A 16,103-nucleotide genomic window follows, 5' to 3' on the forward strand; every position below is an offset into this window, starting at 1 on the left:
GAGAAAGGTCCCTCGCTGCGCTCGGGAGGACAGTTTTTCTCGGAATTTGCGCAGTGCGCCGATTCCAGAATCGCTGTCATCCCGAGCGCAGCGAGGGACCTTTGGTTTTCTGCCTCAGGCCACCAGCAGGCCGTGGCCGGCGGTGCTGGTGAAGTCGAGCTGGACGACGAGGTCGTTGTAGTCGCGGTCGCCGCCGCCGCGCAGGTCTTCCCAGCCCCAGGTGTTGGCGCCGTAGTTCCACAGATGCGCGATGTGCTCGCCGCCGACCACTTCGTTGGCCTGGCTGAAGGCCCAGAAGGTGTCGCCGTTGGTGACGTTGGTGAGCTGCATGGCGATCAGGTCGCCGGCATTGACGCCGGTGATCTGCGCCTGGCCGTAATTGCCGTCGCCCGGACCGGCAATCACCGTGCCGCCGCCCTGCACGCCGTAGGCCCTGCTTGAGGCCAGCATGGCGTAGTTGGCCTGGTCGGGCGCGACGCCGTTGATCGTGCCGTTGTAGTCGTCGACCTTGTAGAGCATCAGCGAAAGGTCGGCGCCCGCGACCTGACGCATGCGCACCACGGCGTTCACGTCGTTGGCGTCGCCGGCGGTCTCGGCGACCGCGACCGATTGCGCGACACGCACCGAGTTGCCGGCGTCGGCATAGAAATCCGCGAAGCCGTACGCGGCGCTCATGGCGGCTTGAGCGGCGACCGTGTTGTTGCCGTTGAAGGTGACCGAGACGCTGTCACCGGTCCCCACCGTCGCCTGGGTGAGCGCGCCCTGGCTCTGGCCATCGAACATCGCCAGCAGGTCGGGATCGAAGTTGGCCTGCAGCGACTGCTGCGCGAGCTGGCTGGTCCAGGCGAAGGTGCCGTGGGCGGCGCTGCTGGCGTCGGTCGTGTCGGTGCCGGTGTGGACGGCGACCGTCGCGTCGGCTGTCGCGGTGGTCTGCAGCAGCACGGTCTGCGTCGTGCCGCTGGTCCAGCCGCCGGCGCCGTTGGACTCGACCACGTCGGGCAAGGTGCCGAAATAGACCTGCGAATGGGCGATCTCGGTCAGCGCGCGCGCCAGCAGCAGCCCGTTGGGCGAGCCGAGGCCGGAGGCGAGGTCGTAGCCCGCGCCCGCCTCGTAGCCGTAGCCCGTCGGGTTGATGCCACCGTAGTTGGCGCCGTCCAGCGAGTAGCTGGAAACGTTGTTGCCCAGGGTCACGTCGTTGAACGAGCCCGGCGCGATGACCGACGCGAGATACAGAAGGTCGGTCATGTAGCCGAGGTTGGGCAGGTTCTGGTCGTGGAACACGTAGTTGATCTGCGTGATCAGGCTCGCCCAGAACGGCGTGGCGGCGCTGGTGCCGCCTTCGCCGGTCGTGCCCAGCATGTCGGCATTGGGCGTGGTGAAGAAAAGGTTGCCGCCAGCCGGCGCCACGACGTCGGGCGTGCCGCGTCCGGTGAGGCCGAGGGCGGCATAGATGGCCGAGGTGAGGCCGTAGTCGGTCTGGTAGTCGGGTGTCGGCTGCGTCATGTCCATGCCGCCGCCGCCGGAATTGTTGGCCGCGTAGGAATCGCCGTCACCGCCATTGCCGCCCACGAAGGTCTGGTTGGCCGTGGTCGCATATTCGTTCCACACCGTCTCGACCAACCAGTCGCCGGCTGCGGCCGTGCTGGGCAGGTGGGTGAGGCCGCCGCTCATGAGCTGCCACAGGGTGGCGGCATCGCCCGCCATGGCGAGATTGTAGATCGGCGTGAAGTTGGTGTTGGTGCCGTTCAGCGTCGGGTCGTTCGCGGCCCCGCCGACCGTCGAGTTCGACGATCCGCCGACCAGGATGTTGTAGGGGCTGGTCTGGTTGTTGCCGGGGGTGGCGAGGCCGTTGCCGTTCTCGAAGCCCGAGCCGCCATCGCCCAGCGCGATCAGGGTCGTCTGGTTCATCAGCGCGGCATCGACGTAGAGCTGCATGTAGGCGTTATAGAAGGGCGAGTTCGGCGCCATGCTCTGGGCGTCGCCCCACGAGTTGGTGGTGACCGGCGCGGCCGGGACCGACGCGCTGTTGCCGAGGTTGGACGCGGTGCCCCAGATCGAGCTCTGGATGGCGGTGAAGACCGAGGCCTGGGCGTTGCCGTTCACCACGTTGTCGCCCGAGCCGTTGTAGAGGGCGAGGTTGCTGTTGGGATTGATCGCCGCAACGATGCCGACATCGAGCGAGCGTTCGCCGGATTGGCCGCTCTGGCCGTTGGCGCCCTGGACGAAGACGCCGCCGGTGCCGCTGGTGCCGACATTGGTGAGATAGGCCTGGAGCCTGGTCTGGAAGTCGGTGCCCGCCTCGTCGCCCGATATGGAGGTGCCGACGCCCGGCTCGATCAGGCCGATCTGCCCGGTCTGGTAACTCGCGCCGTTCAGCGGAAAATTATAGAGGTTGGAGGCGATGTCCTGCGGATTGCCGTCGCGCTCGTGCGAGTTGCCGAGCGATTGCGGGCCCTCGATGAGAGGATGCGTGACGCCGGGCGCCATGTTGCTGGGCACCGGGGCCGTCGACTGGTCGAGCCACAGGCCGTTGACGCTGGCCGAGATCTCGCTGGGCAGCGAGAGCGAGCCGTTCCAGTACCAGACAGAGCCCTGATTGCCGCCGGTGGGCGAATACATCAGCGTGCTGGCGGAGCCGAACAACGCCTTCCATTCGGCCTGGGTGTTGATCTCGACCCAGATCGTGCGCGATGCCGCCGAGCTGATGTAATTGCTGTTGGTGCTGTCGAGCACCGTGAGGCCCAGCCCCTGCAGGGTGGTGACCGCGGTGTTGTACTGGCCGGTGTCGGCGCCGTAGGTCGACCACAGCGTGTTGGTGTTGTTCAGCGCGTCGAGGGTCGCCTGGCGACTGCCCCAGTCGCTCGACAGCAGCGCGGTCGGGTCGTTGGCCCGGTCCAGCACGATCGCGACGTTGATGCCGTAGGAGCTGCCGTTCGGAAAAGCCGCGCCGTCGCTCATCTGGTAGGCTTGCTCGACCGTCAGACTCTGGTCGGCGATGTTGTAGCCGGCATATTCAAGGAACGTCGAATTGGCGAGCGGATCGTAAGTCGTCATGGGCAGCTTTCGAAGGAGGGAGTCCGTGCGGCGGCGTCGGCCGGCGGATCATGGCAAAATTGCAGCACGCTCGCCAATTAAGAGATGACCTCGGGAGAAGAAAGCTTCGCACCTGTGTCACTCACCTGACGTCCGATGCGGCGAGGTATCGTTCGAGGCTTACAGGAAGCTGAATAATTGCAGTCGATGGGCCTCGACGACGTTCGATCAACACTAATTGTGCGACAAACCGGCTGATCGTGAACGCGGGCTCTCGCTCTCCCAATCATGACCGGATAGGTTCCGCCGCCCTTCCACTCCGGCGCGCGTGACGACCATGTCGACATCCAACACAGACCTCGAAAAGCCGCGACTGGCCGTCGTCGAGACCGCCACGGAAAAGCGCCTGCGCATCCTGCTGGTCGACAGCGACGAGGGCGCGCTGAAGAACGCGCGCCACGTCCTGCAGAACCTGCCGATCGCCAAGATGAAGTTCGTCACCACGGCGGCGGCGGCTTCCGCGCTTGTCGCCGTCGAACGGTTCGACCTCGTGGTCGTCGATCCGGTGCTGGAAGGCGGGTTCGCGCTCCTGAAGGAGATCAAGGACAAGCATCGCTGGGTCGCCACGCTGGTCGTGAGCCGCGAGCTCGATCCCTCGTTCATGCGCCAGGTCGTGAAGTGCCGGATCGACGGTCTGCTGTTCAAGCCGCTGACGGCCGAGGCCTTCGCCGAGCAGGTCGTGCTGCTCGCCAACTCGGTCGCCACGCGCCGCAAGCAGCAGCAGAAGCGCGTGCTGACGATCGGCGCGCATCCCGACGATGTCGAGATCGGCTGTGGCGGCGCGATGGCGAAGCACCATGCCGCGGGCGACCTGCTGCACGTGCTGACCCTGTCGCGCGGCGCCTCGGGCGGCGACGTCAACGTGCGCACCGCCGAATCGCAGAAGGCCGCGTCGCTGCTCGGCGCTGAGCTGCACCTGGCCAAGCTGAAGGACACCCACATCACCGACGGCCGCGAGACGATCGAGATCATCGAGGACGTCATCGCCAAGATGCAGCCCACGCACATCTACACGCATTGCAGCGAGGACACGCACCAGGACCATCGCGCGGTCCATGCCGCGACCCTGGTGGCGGCGCGCGGCGTGCCCAACGTCTATTGCTATCAGTCGCCGTCGGCGACGGTGGAGTTCAAGCCGCAGCGCTTCGTCGACATCACCGACTTCATCGGCGCCAAGCTTGAGGCGATCGACGTCTATTGCAGCCAGACCAACCGGATGGCCGCGCTGGAGCACGACAACATCCTGTCGACCGCGCGCTACTGGGGCCGCTTCGCGGGCTACATCCTGGCCGAGCCGCTGCGCGTCATCCGCCAGCGCGACAACGAACAGGGCCTGGAGTTCGACCGCGCCGGCCTCGCCGCCGCCCCGCTGCGCAAGCAGGCTTAGGCGTCTAGGGCGCCGAAGACGGGTCGAGGCACGGCGCGAGGCGCCCGCAGGCCGGCTCGCGCTTCTCGTCGAGGCAGCGCTGACAGGCCGGCGCCCCGACGACGCTGCAAACGGGCCGGCACAGCACGTAAGCACTCACCGCGGCGTCGCAGGCGATGCGATCCTGCCCGCCAGACTTGGTGATGGCCGCAATCGCGCCCGTGCCAATCGTGTGGCCCCTGTCGGTCAGATACCGTTGCAGCCGGGCCACGTGGGCGGCGTACTTCGCATCCATCTCGCGAGCGAAGTCTTCACGGGCATCGCATTCCTGCGCCGAGGCGGTGCATTGGGCGCGTCGGGCGGAATCCGCGAGGGCGGGCCATCCTTCGAGCACGCCCAGGCAATAGGCGGCGAAGGTTTCGCGCTCTGTCTGCGCACTGGCGGTTTGCGCGAGGCCCGCTTGCGTGGTCACACAGGCAAGCAGGAGGAGCCCGATGATCCGGCACCCAATGGATCGGCGGCGCGGCATGTTGCGACCTGTCATCAATCGGCTCTCGATAATCGTCCCGCCCCCGTGCCAAGGTTAGTATGGCGAAGGGGCCAACCAAAGATCGCGATTGCGTTGTCTCTTCGGCAAGCCGCGGTGACGGTTGTTGACTATCGTTAGACAAACAAGCTCGACGGCTAGATTCCAGAAAAGATCTCTGTAAATCCGAACCGCGCCCAATGCAGGGAAAGCGCCTCAATTGAAGGTGCAATGGTTGCTGCAAAAATTGCCTGTCCTGCGTATGGGGCAATATTGCTGTATGCCCACTCGTTATTCATTGTTTTCTCGTCACTTATTGAGACACACAGATCTCTCGTTATCGTAAATAAGCCCAGCTCAAAAGCTTTGTCATGAAAGAGGCAAAAACATAGACCGTTTGAGGTTTCTCCGCGCAAATGCTCTGCATCGACCCATCGCGCAATATGAGCACCCACCAAAAACGCGCTATCTGAAATTGAGCAGCCGGGGAAGCAGCAACGATGGTTGTAGTTGTTTCGAACTTGGCGAGAGAAGGCGCTTTGCCCAATGCGAGTCCGCATTTGCCGTAGTTGCTCCGAAACTTTCAAACTCACTGCGCTCTGTTCAGAGAACCCTCGACTGGATTTGCGAGCATAGCCAAATATGATCTCAGATAGTTCCGAGCGGAGCTCCGATACGTAGGCACCGTTGAGGCACTGTAGCTTTTTCCGCTGAATTACGTAGAACAAGCGAGCGCGATCGCGTTGGCGGATGCTCTTGTTTCGTTGAAAGTATGAGCGCAGCGCGTCGTTATGTACGCGAAACACATCGCTAAGAAGTAGCGGCTTTTCGAGCTCTGTGAAGTCCTCTAAGTCGACCTTATAGAACAGCTTCGAGTAGTCCCACCTGCCGGCATTCGGTGGTCGCTGATCGGTGGTGTAGCCATCCGAAGCGGCAATTGAGTACCCAACGAATGCCGCTTGTTTGTCCTTGCCGCGAAGATGAACGACTGCATCGCCACTCCGAACATTCTTGAGTGCCTCCCAAAATGGCCAACTGCCACCGCCTGAGCGCTTGCGCGTGGGAGACCAAAGACAGCGACTGAAAGACCAGTCACCGCCGCCATGCACGGCATCGCGAGACATCTCAAGCCACATGGAAACTCCGTCTTCGCTTGTGCACGCTTTTGGATGTTGAACTATAGCGAAGTCGACGCACTTGGCCGAGCAACTAGTCGAACCCTAAAGAATCACCACCAGCGCACTTGCGGCCATGCTCGCGCCGGCGGCGACCAGAAGGACGCAGACCAGCATCTTGAACGTGCGCGGTTTCAGCGGCGCGGGATGGCGGATGGCGAAGGCGGTCACCAGGACGACCACGGGCAGGGACTCGATCGCGAGCTGCAATGACAGCATCGAGAACTGGCCGGTCGGCACGATGATCAGCAAACGTAGCGCGCTGCCGAGGCCGAAGATCAGCATCAGCGATTCGCGGATCTGCGCCATCGACATCGGCTGGCGATAGAGAAGATAGACGAGCGGCGGGCCGGGCGCGGAGAACATGCCGGCGAGAAGACCGGAGATGCCGCCGGTCGCCGCGAAGGTCGTGCGCGAGGAGAGGGCGGGCAGCGGCTTGCCGGTGCGCCACAGCAGCAGCGCGCAGGCCACGATGCAGGCGCCGAGGATGAGGCGCAGCGTCTGGTAGGCGCCGTCGGCGAGCCAGGTGAGGATCAGCGCGCCCACGAAGGTGCCAGCCACGCTGGCGATCAGGGTCGGGATCAGCACCGGCTCGAACTTGAGCGGGCGGTGCCGCCACAGGAAGGTCGAGGCGGTGCAGAAGCCGACGACCGAGGCGGCGTTCACCGCGTCGGGCAGCGGCACCAGGTTGGTGACGCCGACCAGGCCGAGCAGGATCAGTGTCAGGGCAAATCCGGTGAGCGCCTGCGCATAGACGGCCACGGCCACGAACGACAGGAACGCCGCGTGGATCCAGACATGGGCCGCCAATTCTTCCAGCAACGCCGCCGCTCTCCGCCGCTACGAGGATTTCGCCCGCAGCAATGCACCCACGACGGTGCCGTCGAAAAGGTCTCTTTGTGCACGGCAGCCGCCCGCGATGTCGCTACACCCCGAGCCCTTTCCTCATGGCGCCGAGATAACCGGCCAGCGTGATCGGCGAGGGATCGTGGGGGCAGCGTTTGCCATCGTCCGGCCGGCGCTCGGCGTCGATGATGGCGTCCATTTCCCAGATGAAGCCGCCGGCGAGGGCGTCCTTCGGGTAGACCGCGAAGTCCGGCGTGATCTGGCCGGGGCAATCGCCCTTCCAGACGCCATTGTCCCAGAACCGGGCCACGTGACCGGGCACGATAAGGTCCTTGGCCGGCGGCTGGCCGAACACCTTGCCGATCGCGGCCGCCCAGTCGGCGGGCTGGTTGCCGGTGCCGCCATCGTAGCATTGCAGGTTCCACCACTTCACGTGGCGCATCAGGTGCTTCTGCTCGAGCGCGAAGAGCGCCTTCACCCAGAAGGGTGTGTTCGTGTAGGGGCAGAAGCTCAGTTCGAAGCCGATCGCGATCAGCATCTCGCAGAAGGCGACGAAGGAGGGGAGGTCGTAGGTCTCCTCGCAATCCATGTCGATGCCGTCGATCGCCGGAAAGAGAGCGCGGAAGGTCCTGAAGTTCTTTTCCAGCACGCTGTTGGTGAACGTCTTGCCGTTGGTCTCGTAGATCGTCCTGATGCTCTCGAAATCGCGGACCAACGGCTGGCGGTTGGCATCCAGGCCGCCGCCGCCGACCGAGGCGAAGACCCGGGTCACCGTGGTCGATCCGCCCTTCAACGCCGCGACCTGCCTGGGCCAGGCCATGCATTGCGTGCGCTGGTCGCCGGTGACGAGCGGGAAGGGCTCCGGGGCGCTCGCCCTGACCACGAGCGGTTCGTCTCCGTTGAAGATGATGTCGCCCAGCTGCGTGGTCGACTTCACCGCGGGATTGCCGATGTGCAGCATGCCCATCACGATCGTGGTGAAGCCGCTCGCGCGCAGCACGTCGACGTGTTCCAGGATGTGGTACGGCCCCAGGCGGTTCATGCCATACAGGACGAGATTGGGCGTGTCGTTCATGGCGTCCTCCGGTTTCTCCGGGGACGAGCGCACGATGTCGATCGACTGGTCGATCTCTCGCCTCTCCCCGCGAAAAGTCTAGGGACCGGCCGATCGGCGCGGCAATCAGCGTTGCCGCATATCCCGCCGCGCCCGCCGACCCGTTCACGACTCATTGACGGGCGTCGGGGCACAGTCTGCGGCAAAGAGGGAAGCTGCGTCGGCGTCGGTGAGCGTGCGGGAGTAGAGTTCGTATGGCGGGGAAGTCGAGAAGCGGCCTGCGGGCGCTCGCGTCGCGGTTCCAGCATCAGGAACGGGGCGCATCGTGATCATCATCGCGGGATTGATCGTCGCGGCCGTCCTGGGCGGCCTGATCGGCTGGCGCAACGGCACGGCGCTCGTGCTGGCGCCGCCCGAACTCGAGAACTTCCCGATCGGCACCACCGGTCAGGAGCACCGCAGGGCGTTGCGCGCGCGCTACCGCGTCCGCCGCCTGCTGCTCACCGCGGGATGGGCGATGGCCACGTCCGGCGCCTGCCTCGTGCTGCTGATGCTCTTCGCGCTCGTCCGCCGCTAGCGGCTCGGGCGTTGCGCCTCAGCTCACCAGCAACCCATGTCCCGCCGCGCTGGTGAAGTCGAACTGCACCACGAGGTCGTTGAAGTCGCGATCGCCGCCGCCGCGCAGGTCTTCCCAGCCCCAGGTGTTGGAACCGTAGTTCCACAGATGCGCGACGCGCTCGCCGTCCACGATCTCGTTGGCCTGGCTGAAGGCCGAGAAGGTGTCGCCGTTGGTGATGTTGGTGAGCTGCATGGCGATCAGGTCGCCGGCATCGACGCCGGTGATCTCGATCTGGTTGAAGTTGCCGTTGCCGGGGCCGGCGATCACCTTGCCGCCGCCCTCCTGACTGTAGGCAGCCGTCATGACGGCGGCAGCATAGCCCGCTTCGCCCGGGGCGATGCCGTTCACCGTGCCGTTGTAGTCGTCGACCTTGTAGACCACGAGCGAGAGATCGGCGCCGGCGACCTGGCGCATGCGCACGACGACGTTGGCGTCGTCGGCATGGTTGGCGGTTTCGGCCACCGCGACCGATTGCGCGAGGCGCACCGAATTGCCGCTGTCGGAATAGAAGTCGGCGAAGCCGAAGGCGGCGCTCATCGTGGCCTGCGCGGCAACCGCGGCGCCGCCGTTGAACTGGACCGACACGCTGGCGCCGTCGGTGACGACGGCCTGCGTCAGCGAGCCCTGGGTCTGGCCATCGAACAGGGCCAGCAGGTCGGGATCGAAGTCGGTGTTGCTCTGCAACGACTGCTGCGCGAGCTGGCTGGTCCAGGCGTAGGCCGCATGCGCGGCGCTGCTGGCGTCGGTGGAGTCGCCTCCGGTCAGGACGCTGACCGTTGCATCGGCGGTCGCGGTGGTCTGCACCAGCAGGGTCTGCGCGGTGCCGCTGGTCCAGCCACCGGCGCCGTTGGAATCGATCACGTCCGGGACGGCGGTGCCGTAGTTCGAATTCTGGAAATAGTACTGCGAATGCGCGATCGCGGTGATCGTCCGCGCGAGGAACAGGCCGTCGGGCGAGCCGAGGCCGGTCGCCAGGTCGAAGCCCACGCCCGCCTGATAGCCCTCGCCGGTCGGGTTCATGTAGTCGTAGTCCGGGTTGCCCCGGTAGTTGAAGCTGGAGATGTTGTTGCCGACCTGCACGTCGTTGAACGAGGCCGGCGCGATGACCGCCGCCATGTAGAGAAGGTCGGTCATGTAGCCGAGGTTGCTGCTCAGCCCCTGGTCGTGAAGGATGTAGTTGATCTGCGTGATCAGGCTCGCCCAGAGCGGCGTCGCCGCGCTGGTGCCGCCTACGCCGGCCGTGCCGGACATGTCGGATTGGGGCACGAGGTAAAACAGGTTGCCGCCGGCATTCGCGGAGACGTCGGGCAGGGCCCGTCCGGTCACGTTCAGGCTGCTGTAGGCGGACGAGGTCAGGCCGAAGGCGACCTGGTAGTCGGGCGTGCCTTGCGCCGTGTCGATGCCGCCGGCGCTGGCGTTGTTGTCGAGGTAGGAGTGATTGTCCTCGAACTGGTTGTCGTCGGTGGTCCTGTAGTCGTTCCACACCGTCTCGATGAACCAGTCGGTGGCGGCGGCGGTGCCCGGCATGTGCGAGAGGCCGCCGGCGATCAGGCTCCAGATCGTGCTCTGATTGCCCGCCATCGCCTGCGTGTAGATCGCGGGATAGTTCGTGTTGGTGCCGTTCAGCGTCTCGTCCTGAGAGGCCTGGCTGAAGTTCGAGATCGACGTGCCGCCGACCAGGATGTTGTAGGGGCTGGTGACGTTGTTGACGACGTTCGGTACGCCGGTGGAGGTCTCGGCGCCCGACCCGCCGTCGCCGTTCGCGACCAGCACCGTCTGGTTCATCAGCGCGGCGTCGATGTAGAGCTGCATGTACGCCTGGTAGAAGGGCGAGGTCGGCGATATGCCCTGAATGTCGGTGTCCGAGCTCGAGACGACCGGTGCCTGGCGTACCGTTTCGGTGCCCGCGTAGTTGGTGGCGCTGGCCCAGATCGCGGCCTGGAAGGTGGTGAAGACGGTCGAATGGGAGTTGGCGTTGGCGGCGCTGCTGCCGGAGCCTGTGTAGAGCGCGATATCGCTGTTCGGGTTGATCGCGGAGACGACGCCGACGTCGAGCGAGCGTTCGCCCGAAGCCTCGTCCTGGCCATTGGCGCCCTGAACGAAGACGCCGCCGCTGCCGGCGGTGCCGACCGTGGTGAGGTACTGCGTCAGCAGGCTCTGGAACGTGGAGCCGCCCGGGTCGGTGCTGGAGACGTAGCTTCCCGCTTTTGGTTCGATCAGTCCGATCATCCCGGTCTGGTAGGCCGAACCGTTGAGCGGGAAGTTGTAGGACGTGGCGACGTCCTGCGGGGCGACGTTCGGCGAAGGCCCCGAATTGCCGGCGCTCTGCGGCCCGACCACCAGTGTCGCCGTGGTGTCGCCGGCCCTGTTGATGCCGCCGGGGTTCGCGCCCTCGTCGATCCACAGGCCCGCGATCGTGAGCTCGCTGGGCGCCGAGAGCTGGCCTTCCCAGTACCAGAGCTGGTAGCCCCTCGAGGTCGTGGGCGCGTACATCAGCGTGCTGTCAGGGCCGAACAGCGCCTGCCAGTCGGTCTGGGTGTTGATCTCGACCCAGATCGTGCGCGATTCCGGCGTGCTGACATAGTTGCTGTTGCTGCTGTCGAGCACGGTGAGGCCGAGCGTGGTCGTCAGAAAGTCCTGCGCCGCGTTGTACGTGGCGAGGTCGGTGCCGTAGGTCGTCCACAGCGAGTTGTTGGCGTTCAGGGTGTCGAGCGTCGACTGCCGGGTGCCCCAGTCGCCCGCGAGCAACGCGGTCGGATCGTTGGCGCGTTCGAGCACGATCGCGACATTGATGCCGGCGGGGGCGTTGTTGGGAAATGCGCCCGTATTCTGGACTCCATAGGCAGAGCCGGCGGTGGCTGCCGTGTCGTTGATGTTGTAGCCGGAAAAATCCAGGAAGCTCGAGTTCGTGATCGGAGTGTAGGTCGTCATGGCCGCGCTTTGTGGTGGATGAGCAGGAAGCGTCTTGGGCAACAGGCTGCGGTTTTCCCGAGCGGGGAAAAGCTACGAGCAGACCATTGAGCGCGGCAATACGGACACTCACCAAATTGGGTCAGCGCACAACGTGCGGTTAGGCGGTCCCGACCAATAGGTCGTGTCCGGCGGTGCTGGTGAAGTCGAGCTGGACGACGAGATCGTTGAAGTCGCGGTCGCCGCCGCCCGCCAGATCTTCCCAGCCCCAGGTGTTGGAACCGTAGTTCCACAGGTGCGCGATATGCTCGCCGTTCACGACTTCGTTAGCCTGGCTGAACGCCCAGAACGTGTCGCCGTTGGTGATGTTGGTGAGCTGCATGGCGATCAGGTCACCCGCGTCGACGCCGGCGATCTGGACCTGGTTGTAGTTGCCGTTGCCCGGCCCGGCGATCACCGAGCCGCCACCTCCGGCCTGATTGTAGGCGGCTGCGGACGCCAATGCGGCGTAACCCGCTTCACCCGGCGCCACGCCGTTGATCGTGCCGTTGTAGTCGTCGACCTTGTAGAGGACCAACGAGAGATCGGCGCCCGCGACCTGGCGCATGCGCACCACGACGTTGACGTCGTCGGCGTGGTTGGCGGTCTCGGCGACGGCGACCGACTGCGCGATGCGCACCGAGTTGGCCGAGTCGGAGAAGAAGTCGGCGAAGCCGAACGCGGCGCTGAGGTTCGCCTGTGCCGCGACCGTCGTATTGCCGTTGAACTGGACCGACACCGTGTCGCCGTCGGCGACGATGGCCTGGGTCAGCGAGCCCTGGGTCTGGCCGTCGAACAGCGCCAGCAGGGAACCGTCGAAGGTGGCGTTGTTCTGCAGCGACTGCTGCGCGAGCTGGCTGGTCCAGGCGTAGGTCGCATGCGCGGCGCTGCTGGCATCGGTCGTGTCCGTGCCGGTGTGAAGCACGGCGGTCGCGTCGTTCGAGGCGGTGGTCTGCACCAGCAGGGTCTGCGCGGCGCCGCTGGTCCAGCCACCGGCGCCGTTGGCATCGATCACGTCGGCAACGGCGGTGCCGTAGGTGGAGTTCTGGAAATAGACCTGAGAGTGCGCGATCTCGGTCAGCGCCCGTCCGAGCAGCACGCCATTGGGCGAGCCGAGGCCGGTGACCAGGTCGTAGCCCGCCTGCGTGTTGTAGCCATAGCCCGTCGGGTTGATGCCGCCATAGTCGGCGCCGTCGAGCGAGTAGCTCGAGATGTTGTTGCCGATCGTCACGTCGTTGAACGATCCCGGCGCGATGACCGCCGCGAGGTACAGGAGGTCGGTCATGTAGCCCAGGTTGGGCAGGCCCTGGTCGTTGAAGATGTAATTGAACTGCGTGATCAGTCCCGCCCAGAACGGCGTCGCGGCGCTGGTGCCGCCTTCGCCCACCAGGTCCTCCATGTATTCGTTGGGCGTGGCGTAGAACAGGTTGCCGCCGGCGGGGGCCGCGACATCGGGCACGCCGCGTCCGGTCAGGCCGAGGTTGCTGTAGGCGGCGGTGCCCAGGCCGAAATCGGTCTGGTAGCCCGGCGTGCCCTGCGAGAGATCGACGCCGCCGGCGCTGGTGTTGTTGGCAGCGTAGGAGTCGCCGTCCTCGCCATTGCCGCCGACGAAGGTCTGGCTGCTGGTGGTCTGGTATTCGTTCCACGCCACCTCGACCAGCCAGTTGCTGGAGAAGGCCGTCGGCATGTGGCTGAGGCCGCCGCTCATGAGCTGCCAGAGCGTGCCGGGATCCTGCGCGATGGCGAGGTTGTAGATCGCCGTGAAGTTCGGATTGACGCCGTTCAGCGTGTCGTCCTGGAAGGCCGTGTCGACGGTCGAGAGCGAGGTCCCGCCGACCAGGATGTTGTAGGGGCTGGTGGCGTTGTTGTTGACGTTCGTCACGCCGTTGCCGGTCTCGCCGCCCGAGCCGCCGTCGCCGTTGGCGATCAGCGTCGTCTGGTTCATCAGCGCGGCATCGACGTAGAGCTGCAGGTAGGCGTAGTAGAACGGTGAGTTCGGCGAGATGCGCTGGAAGTCGCTCCACGAGCTGCTGGTGACCGGCGCGGGGCCGGTGCTCTGGCTGCCGTCATAGGTCGTGGCGGTGCCGAAGATCGAACTCTGGATCGCGGTGTAGACCGACGAATTGGCGTTGCCCAGCGCCACGGTATCGCCCGAGCCGACATAGAGCGCGATGTTGCTGTTGGGGTTGACCGCCGCAACGATGCCGACGTCGAGCGAGCGTTCGCCGGAATTCTCGGTCTGGCCGTTGGCGCCCTGCACGAACACCGTGCCCGTGCCGGCGGTGCCGACATTGGTCAGGTACTCCTGCAGCCGTTCCTGGAACGCAGAGCCCGAGGGATCGCTATCGGAGATGTAGCTGCCGTTGCGCGGCTCGATGATGCCGATCGTGCCGGTCTGGTAGTTCGCGCCGTTCAGCGGATAGTTGTAGAGCGTGGCGACGTTCTGCGGCGCGACGTTGGCCACCTCGGCCGCATTGCCCTGGCTCTGCCAGCCCTCGGGAATGGCATGCGTGACGCCGGGCGCCATGTTGGTCGGCGCAGGTGACGTCCCCTGATCGAACCACAGGCCCGCGATGCCGAGTTCGGTGGGCGCCTCGAGCGAACCCTCCCAGTACCAGACCTCGCCCTGCTCGCCGCCGGTCGGCGAATACATCAGCGTGCTGTTGGTGCCGAACAGGGCCTGCCATTCGGTCTGCGTGTTGATCTCGACCCAGATCGTTTGCGACGCGGCGGTGCTGATGTAGTTGCTGTTGGAGCTGTCCAGAACCGTGAGGTTCAGCGTGTTCTGCACAAACGTGAGTGCGGCGTTGTACGTGTCGGTCGCGGTGCCGTAGGTCGACCAGATCGTGGTCTGGTCGGCGAGTGCTGCCTGCCGTGTCGCCCAGTTCGAAGCCAGCAGCGCGGTCGGGTCGTTGGCGCGCTCCAGCACGATCGCGACGTTGATGCCGTAGGAGCTGCCGTTGGGGAACGCCGCACCGTCCGTCATCTGATAGGCTTCCGCGACCGTCTGGTTCTGGTCGGCGATGCCGTAGCCCGCATATTCGAGGAAGGTCGAATTGGTGATCTGCGCGTAGGTCGTCATGAGCGGGCTTTCGGTAGTAGAGCGGCAGTGAATTGTTACTGCATTTATAATGCCGAAATCATGACGATCTTGCCAAGCGCCCGCGTCAGTCGCCGTGGAAAATATTCAAAAGACCGTCACGCTTCGAACGATGATCGGGTGGATTACAGGAAGGCGAGGCCCGCGGTGAGCAGGATCGTCGCTCCCATGGTGATGTTCATGACGCGCTCCGCGCGTGCCGTCAGCCGCGCCATGCCGAGCACGGCGCCCAGCCACAGCCAGACCAGATCGACCGCGATCATCACGGCCACGCACAGGAGCCACTTCAGGCTCGCGTCGACCGCGGGATGTTTTGGTGCAACGGCATGGGAAGCCATCAGCGACATGAAGGCGAGGTAGGCCTTCGGGTTCGTGGCGCCGAGCAGGAAGCCGGGGCCGGCGCCCGACGCGCCGGCACCTGACGCGATGGCGCGCGTGCCCTGGTCCGGTCCGCCGGTCAGCGGCGCGGTGGCGATCGTGTAGGCAAGCCACACCAGATAGATCGTGGCCGCCACGGTCATGGCGGTGGTCGCAAACGGAATCGCCAGCAGCACGGAGGTCAACCCGGCGGCGCTCACGGCCGCGCCGAAGGCGAGGCCCAACTGCAGTCCCCAGAAGAAGCGCAGGCTGCCGGCAAAGCCGCGATCCTTGCCGATCGCGATCAGCGCGGCGATGGCGGGGCCGGGTGAGCCGAGCAGCATGATCGCCGCAAGGGTGAACAGCCCCGCCGTCCAGATGTCGATTTCCATGCATCCCTCGATGTGTCGGGGGCGCAAGCTATCAAGGGGCTAACGACGAAGTCCCCGCATTGACGCAGGGCAAGGCGGTTGAATGCCGTTCGATTCAAGGCGAAAACTCGACAATGCCTAAGATCGATCCCGAAGACCTCGACGACACCGATGCGCGGTTGCTGGCGGCGCTGGCCGAGAATGCGCGCGCGCCGCTGAAGGAGCTGGCGCATGCCATCGACCTTTCCGGGCCGAGCACGTCCGAGCGCGTCCAAAAGCTGGAAGCGCGCGGCGTGATCCGCCGGTTCACGGTCGATCTCGACTTAAAGATGCTGGGTTACACGCTCGAGGCGATCGTCCGCCTGAAGCCGAGGCCCGGACAGCTCCATCAAGTCCAGCAGATGATCGAGAAAGAGAAGCGCTTCATCTCGTGCGACAAGGTGACGGGAGAGGATTGCTTCATCGCCCGCATCATCCTGAAGTCGATCGACGAGCTGGACCCGCTGCTCGATGCTTTCCACCAGCGCGCCGAAACGAACACGTCGATCGTGAAGTCCGTCCCGATCCGGAACCGCCTGCCGCCGCTCCAGTAGAGCGGCGATTTTGCCGGCCGGTCCACGGCCCTGCCGTCCATCTTAAAAGCTCTG

Annotated in this window: 11 protein-coding genes; 3 read left to right on the top strand and 8 right to left on the bottom strand. The window is 65.2% G+C overall.

Annotation, left to right across the window (positions count from 1 at the left end):
* Positions 1–114 precede the first annotated feature (114 nt).
* Positions 115–3,054 (bottom strand): DUF4114 domain-containing protein, encoded by a 2,940-nt coding sequence (locus AC1RP5_RS09795; protein WP_493110450.1) that lies wholly within the window; start codon positions 3,052–3,054, stop codon positions 115–117.
* A 316-nt stretch (positions 3,055–3,370) separates the two neighbouring features.
* On the opposite strand from AC1RP5_RS09795, the gene AC1RP5_RS09800 reads away from it, so the two are divergent.
* A complete protein-coding gene (locus tag AC1RP5_RS09800; RefSeq protein WP_493110451.1) occupies positions 3,371–4,480 on the top strand; it encodes a PIG-L family deacetylase in 1,110 nt (369 codons plus the stop codon).
* Positions 4,481–4,484: 4 nt separating this feature from the next.
* Here the strand turns inward: AC1RP5_RS09800 and AC1RP5_RS09805 are convergent, their stop codons facing one another.
* The 4 genes from AC1RP5_RS09805 to AC1RP5_RS09820 all read right to left on the bottom strand — a co-directional run bounded on the left by AC1RP5_RS09805 (position 4,485) and on the right by AC1RP5_RS09820 (position 8,081).
* Entirely contained in the window at positions 4,485–5,003 is a 519-nt protein-coding gene (locus AC1RP5_RS09805) for a hypothetical protein (protein WP_493110452.1), read from the bottom strand.
* 140 nt (positions 5,004–5,143) lie between these two features.
* On the bottom strand, positions 5,144–6,121 hold the full coding sequence (locus AC1RP5_RS09810) for an HNH endonuclease (RefSeq protein WP_493110453.1): 978 nt from the start codon (positions 6,119–6,121) through the stop codon (positions 5,144–5,146).
* 84 nt (positions 6,122–6,205) lie between these two features.
* Complete coding sequence (locus AC1RP5_RS09815) at positions 6,206–6,982, bottom strand: TSUP family transporter (RefSeq protein WP_493110454.1); 777 nt, start codon at positions 6,980–6,982, stop codon at positions 6,206–6,208.
* A 103-nt stretch (positions 6,983–7,085) separates the two neighbouring features.
* A complete protein-coding gene (locus tag AC1RP5_RS09820; RefSeq protein ID WP_493110455.1) occupies positions 7,086–8,081 on the bottom strand; it encodes a hypothetical protein in 996 nt (331 codons plus the stop codon).
* 304 nt (positions 8,082–8,385) lie between these two features.
* Here AC1RP5_RS09820 and AC1RP5_RS09825 point away from each other — a divergent pair, with 304 nt between their 5' ends.
* Complete coding sequence (locus AC1RP5_RS09825) at positions 8,386–8,637, top strand: hypothetical protein (protein WP_493110456.1); 252 nt, start codon at positions 8,386–8,388, stop codon at positions 8,635–8,637.
* Between the two features lie 18 nt (positions 8,638–8,655).
* Here AC1RP5_RS09825 and AC1RP5_RS09830 read toward each other — a convergent pair whose 3' ends face one another.
* From AC1RP5_RS09830 to AC1RP5_RS09840, 3 genes are all read right to left on the bottom strand, one after another.
* Positions 8,656–11,610, bottom strand: coding sequence for a DUF4114 domain-containing protein (locus AC1RP5_RS09830; protein WP_493110457.1), 2,955 nt, complete (start codon positions 11,608–11,610; stop codon positions 8,656–8,658).
* 139 nt (positions 11,611–11,749) lie between these two features.
* The gene (locus AC1RP5_RS09835; RefSeq protein ID WP_493110458.1) at positions 11,750–14,710 is read right to left on the bottom strand and encodes a DUF4114 domain-containing protein; all 2,961 of its coding nucleotides are present in this window, start codon (positions 14,708–14,710) and stop codon (positions 11,750–11,752) included.
* 143 nt (positions 14,711–14,853) lie between these two features.
* Entirely contained in the window at positions 14,854–15,477 is a 624-nt protein-coding gene (locus AC1RP5_RS09840; RefSeq protein WP_493110459.1) for a LysE family translocator, read from the bottom strand.
* Positions 15,478–15,590: 113 nt separating this feature from the next.
* On the opposite strand from AC1RP5_RS09840, the gene AC1RP5_RS09845 reads away from it, so the two are divergent.
* Positions 15,591–16,049, top strand: coding sequence for an Lrp/AsnC family transcriptional regulator (locus AC1RP5_RS09845; RefSeq protein ID WP_493110460.1), 459 nt, complete (start codon positions 15,591–15,593; stop codon positions 16,047–16,049).
* Positions 16,050–16,103 lie beyond the last annotated feature (54 nt).

It is taken from the genome of Reyranella sp. GW821-FHT12G01 (assembly GCF_058806575.1).

Excerpts from the sequence above, each read along its gene's own strand:
- AC1RP5_RS09795 (WP_493110450.1), bottom strand. The coding sequence starts at position 3,054 with ATGACGACTTACGATCCGCTCGCCAATTCGACGTTCCTTGAATATGCC.
- AC1RP5_RS09800 (WP_493110451.1), top strand. The coding sequence starts at position 3,371 with ATGTCGACATCCAACACAGACCTCGAAAAGCCGCGACTGGCCGTCGTC.
- AC1RP5_RS09805 (WP_493110452.1), bottom strand. The coding sequence starts at position 5,003 with ATGACAGGTCGCAACATGCCGCGCCGCCGATCCATTGGGTGCCGGATC.
- AC1RP5_RS09810 (WP_493110453.1), bottom strand. The coding sequence starts at position 6,121 with ATGTGGCTTGAGATGTCTCGCGATGCCGTGCATGGCGGCGGTGACTGG.
- AC1RP5_RS09820 (WP_493110455.1), bottom strand. The coding sequence starts at position 8,081 with ATGAACGACACGCCCAATCTCGTCCTGTATGGCATGAACCGCCTGGGG.
- AC1RP5_RS09830 (WP_493110457.1), bottom strand. The coding sequence starts at position 11,610 with ATGACGACCTACACTCCGATCACGAACTCGAGCTTCCTGGATTTTTCC.
- AC1RP5_RS09835 (WP_493110458.1), bottom strand. The coding sequence starts at position 14,710 with ATGACGACCTACGCGCAGATCACCAATTCGACCTTCCTCGAATATGCG.
- AC1RP5_RS09840 (WP_493110459.1), bottom strand. The coding sequence starts at position 15,477 with ATGGAAATCGACATCTGGACGGCGGGGCTGTTCACCCTTGCGGCGATC.
- AC1RP5_RS09845 (WP_493110460.1), top strand. The coding sequence starts at position 15,591 with ATGCCTAAGATCGATCCCGAAGACCTCGACGACACCGATGCGCGGTTG.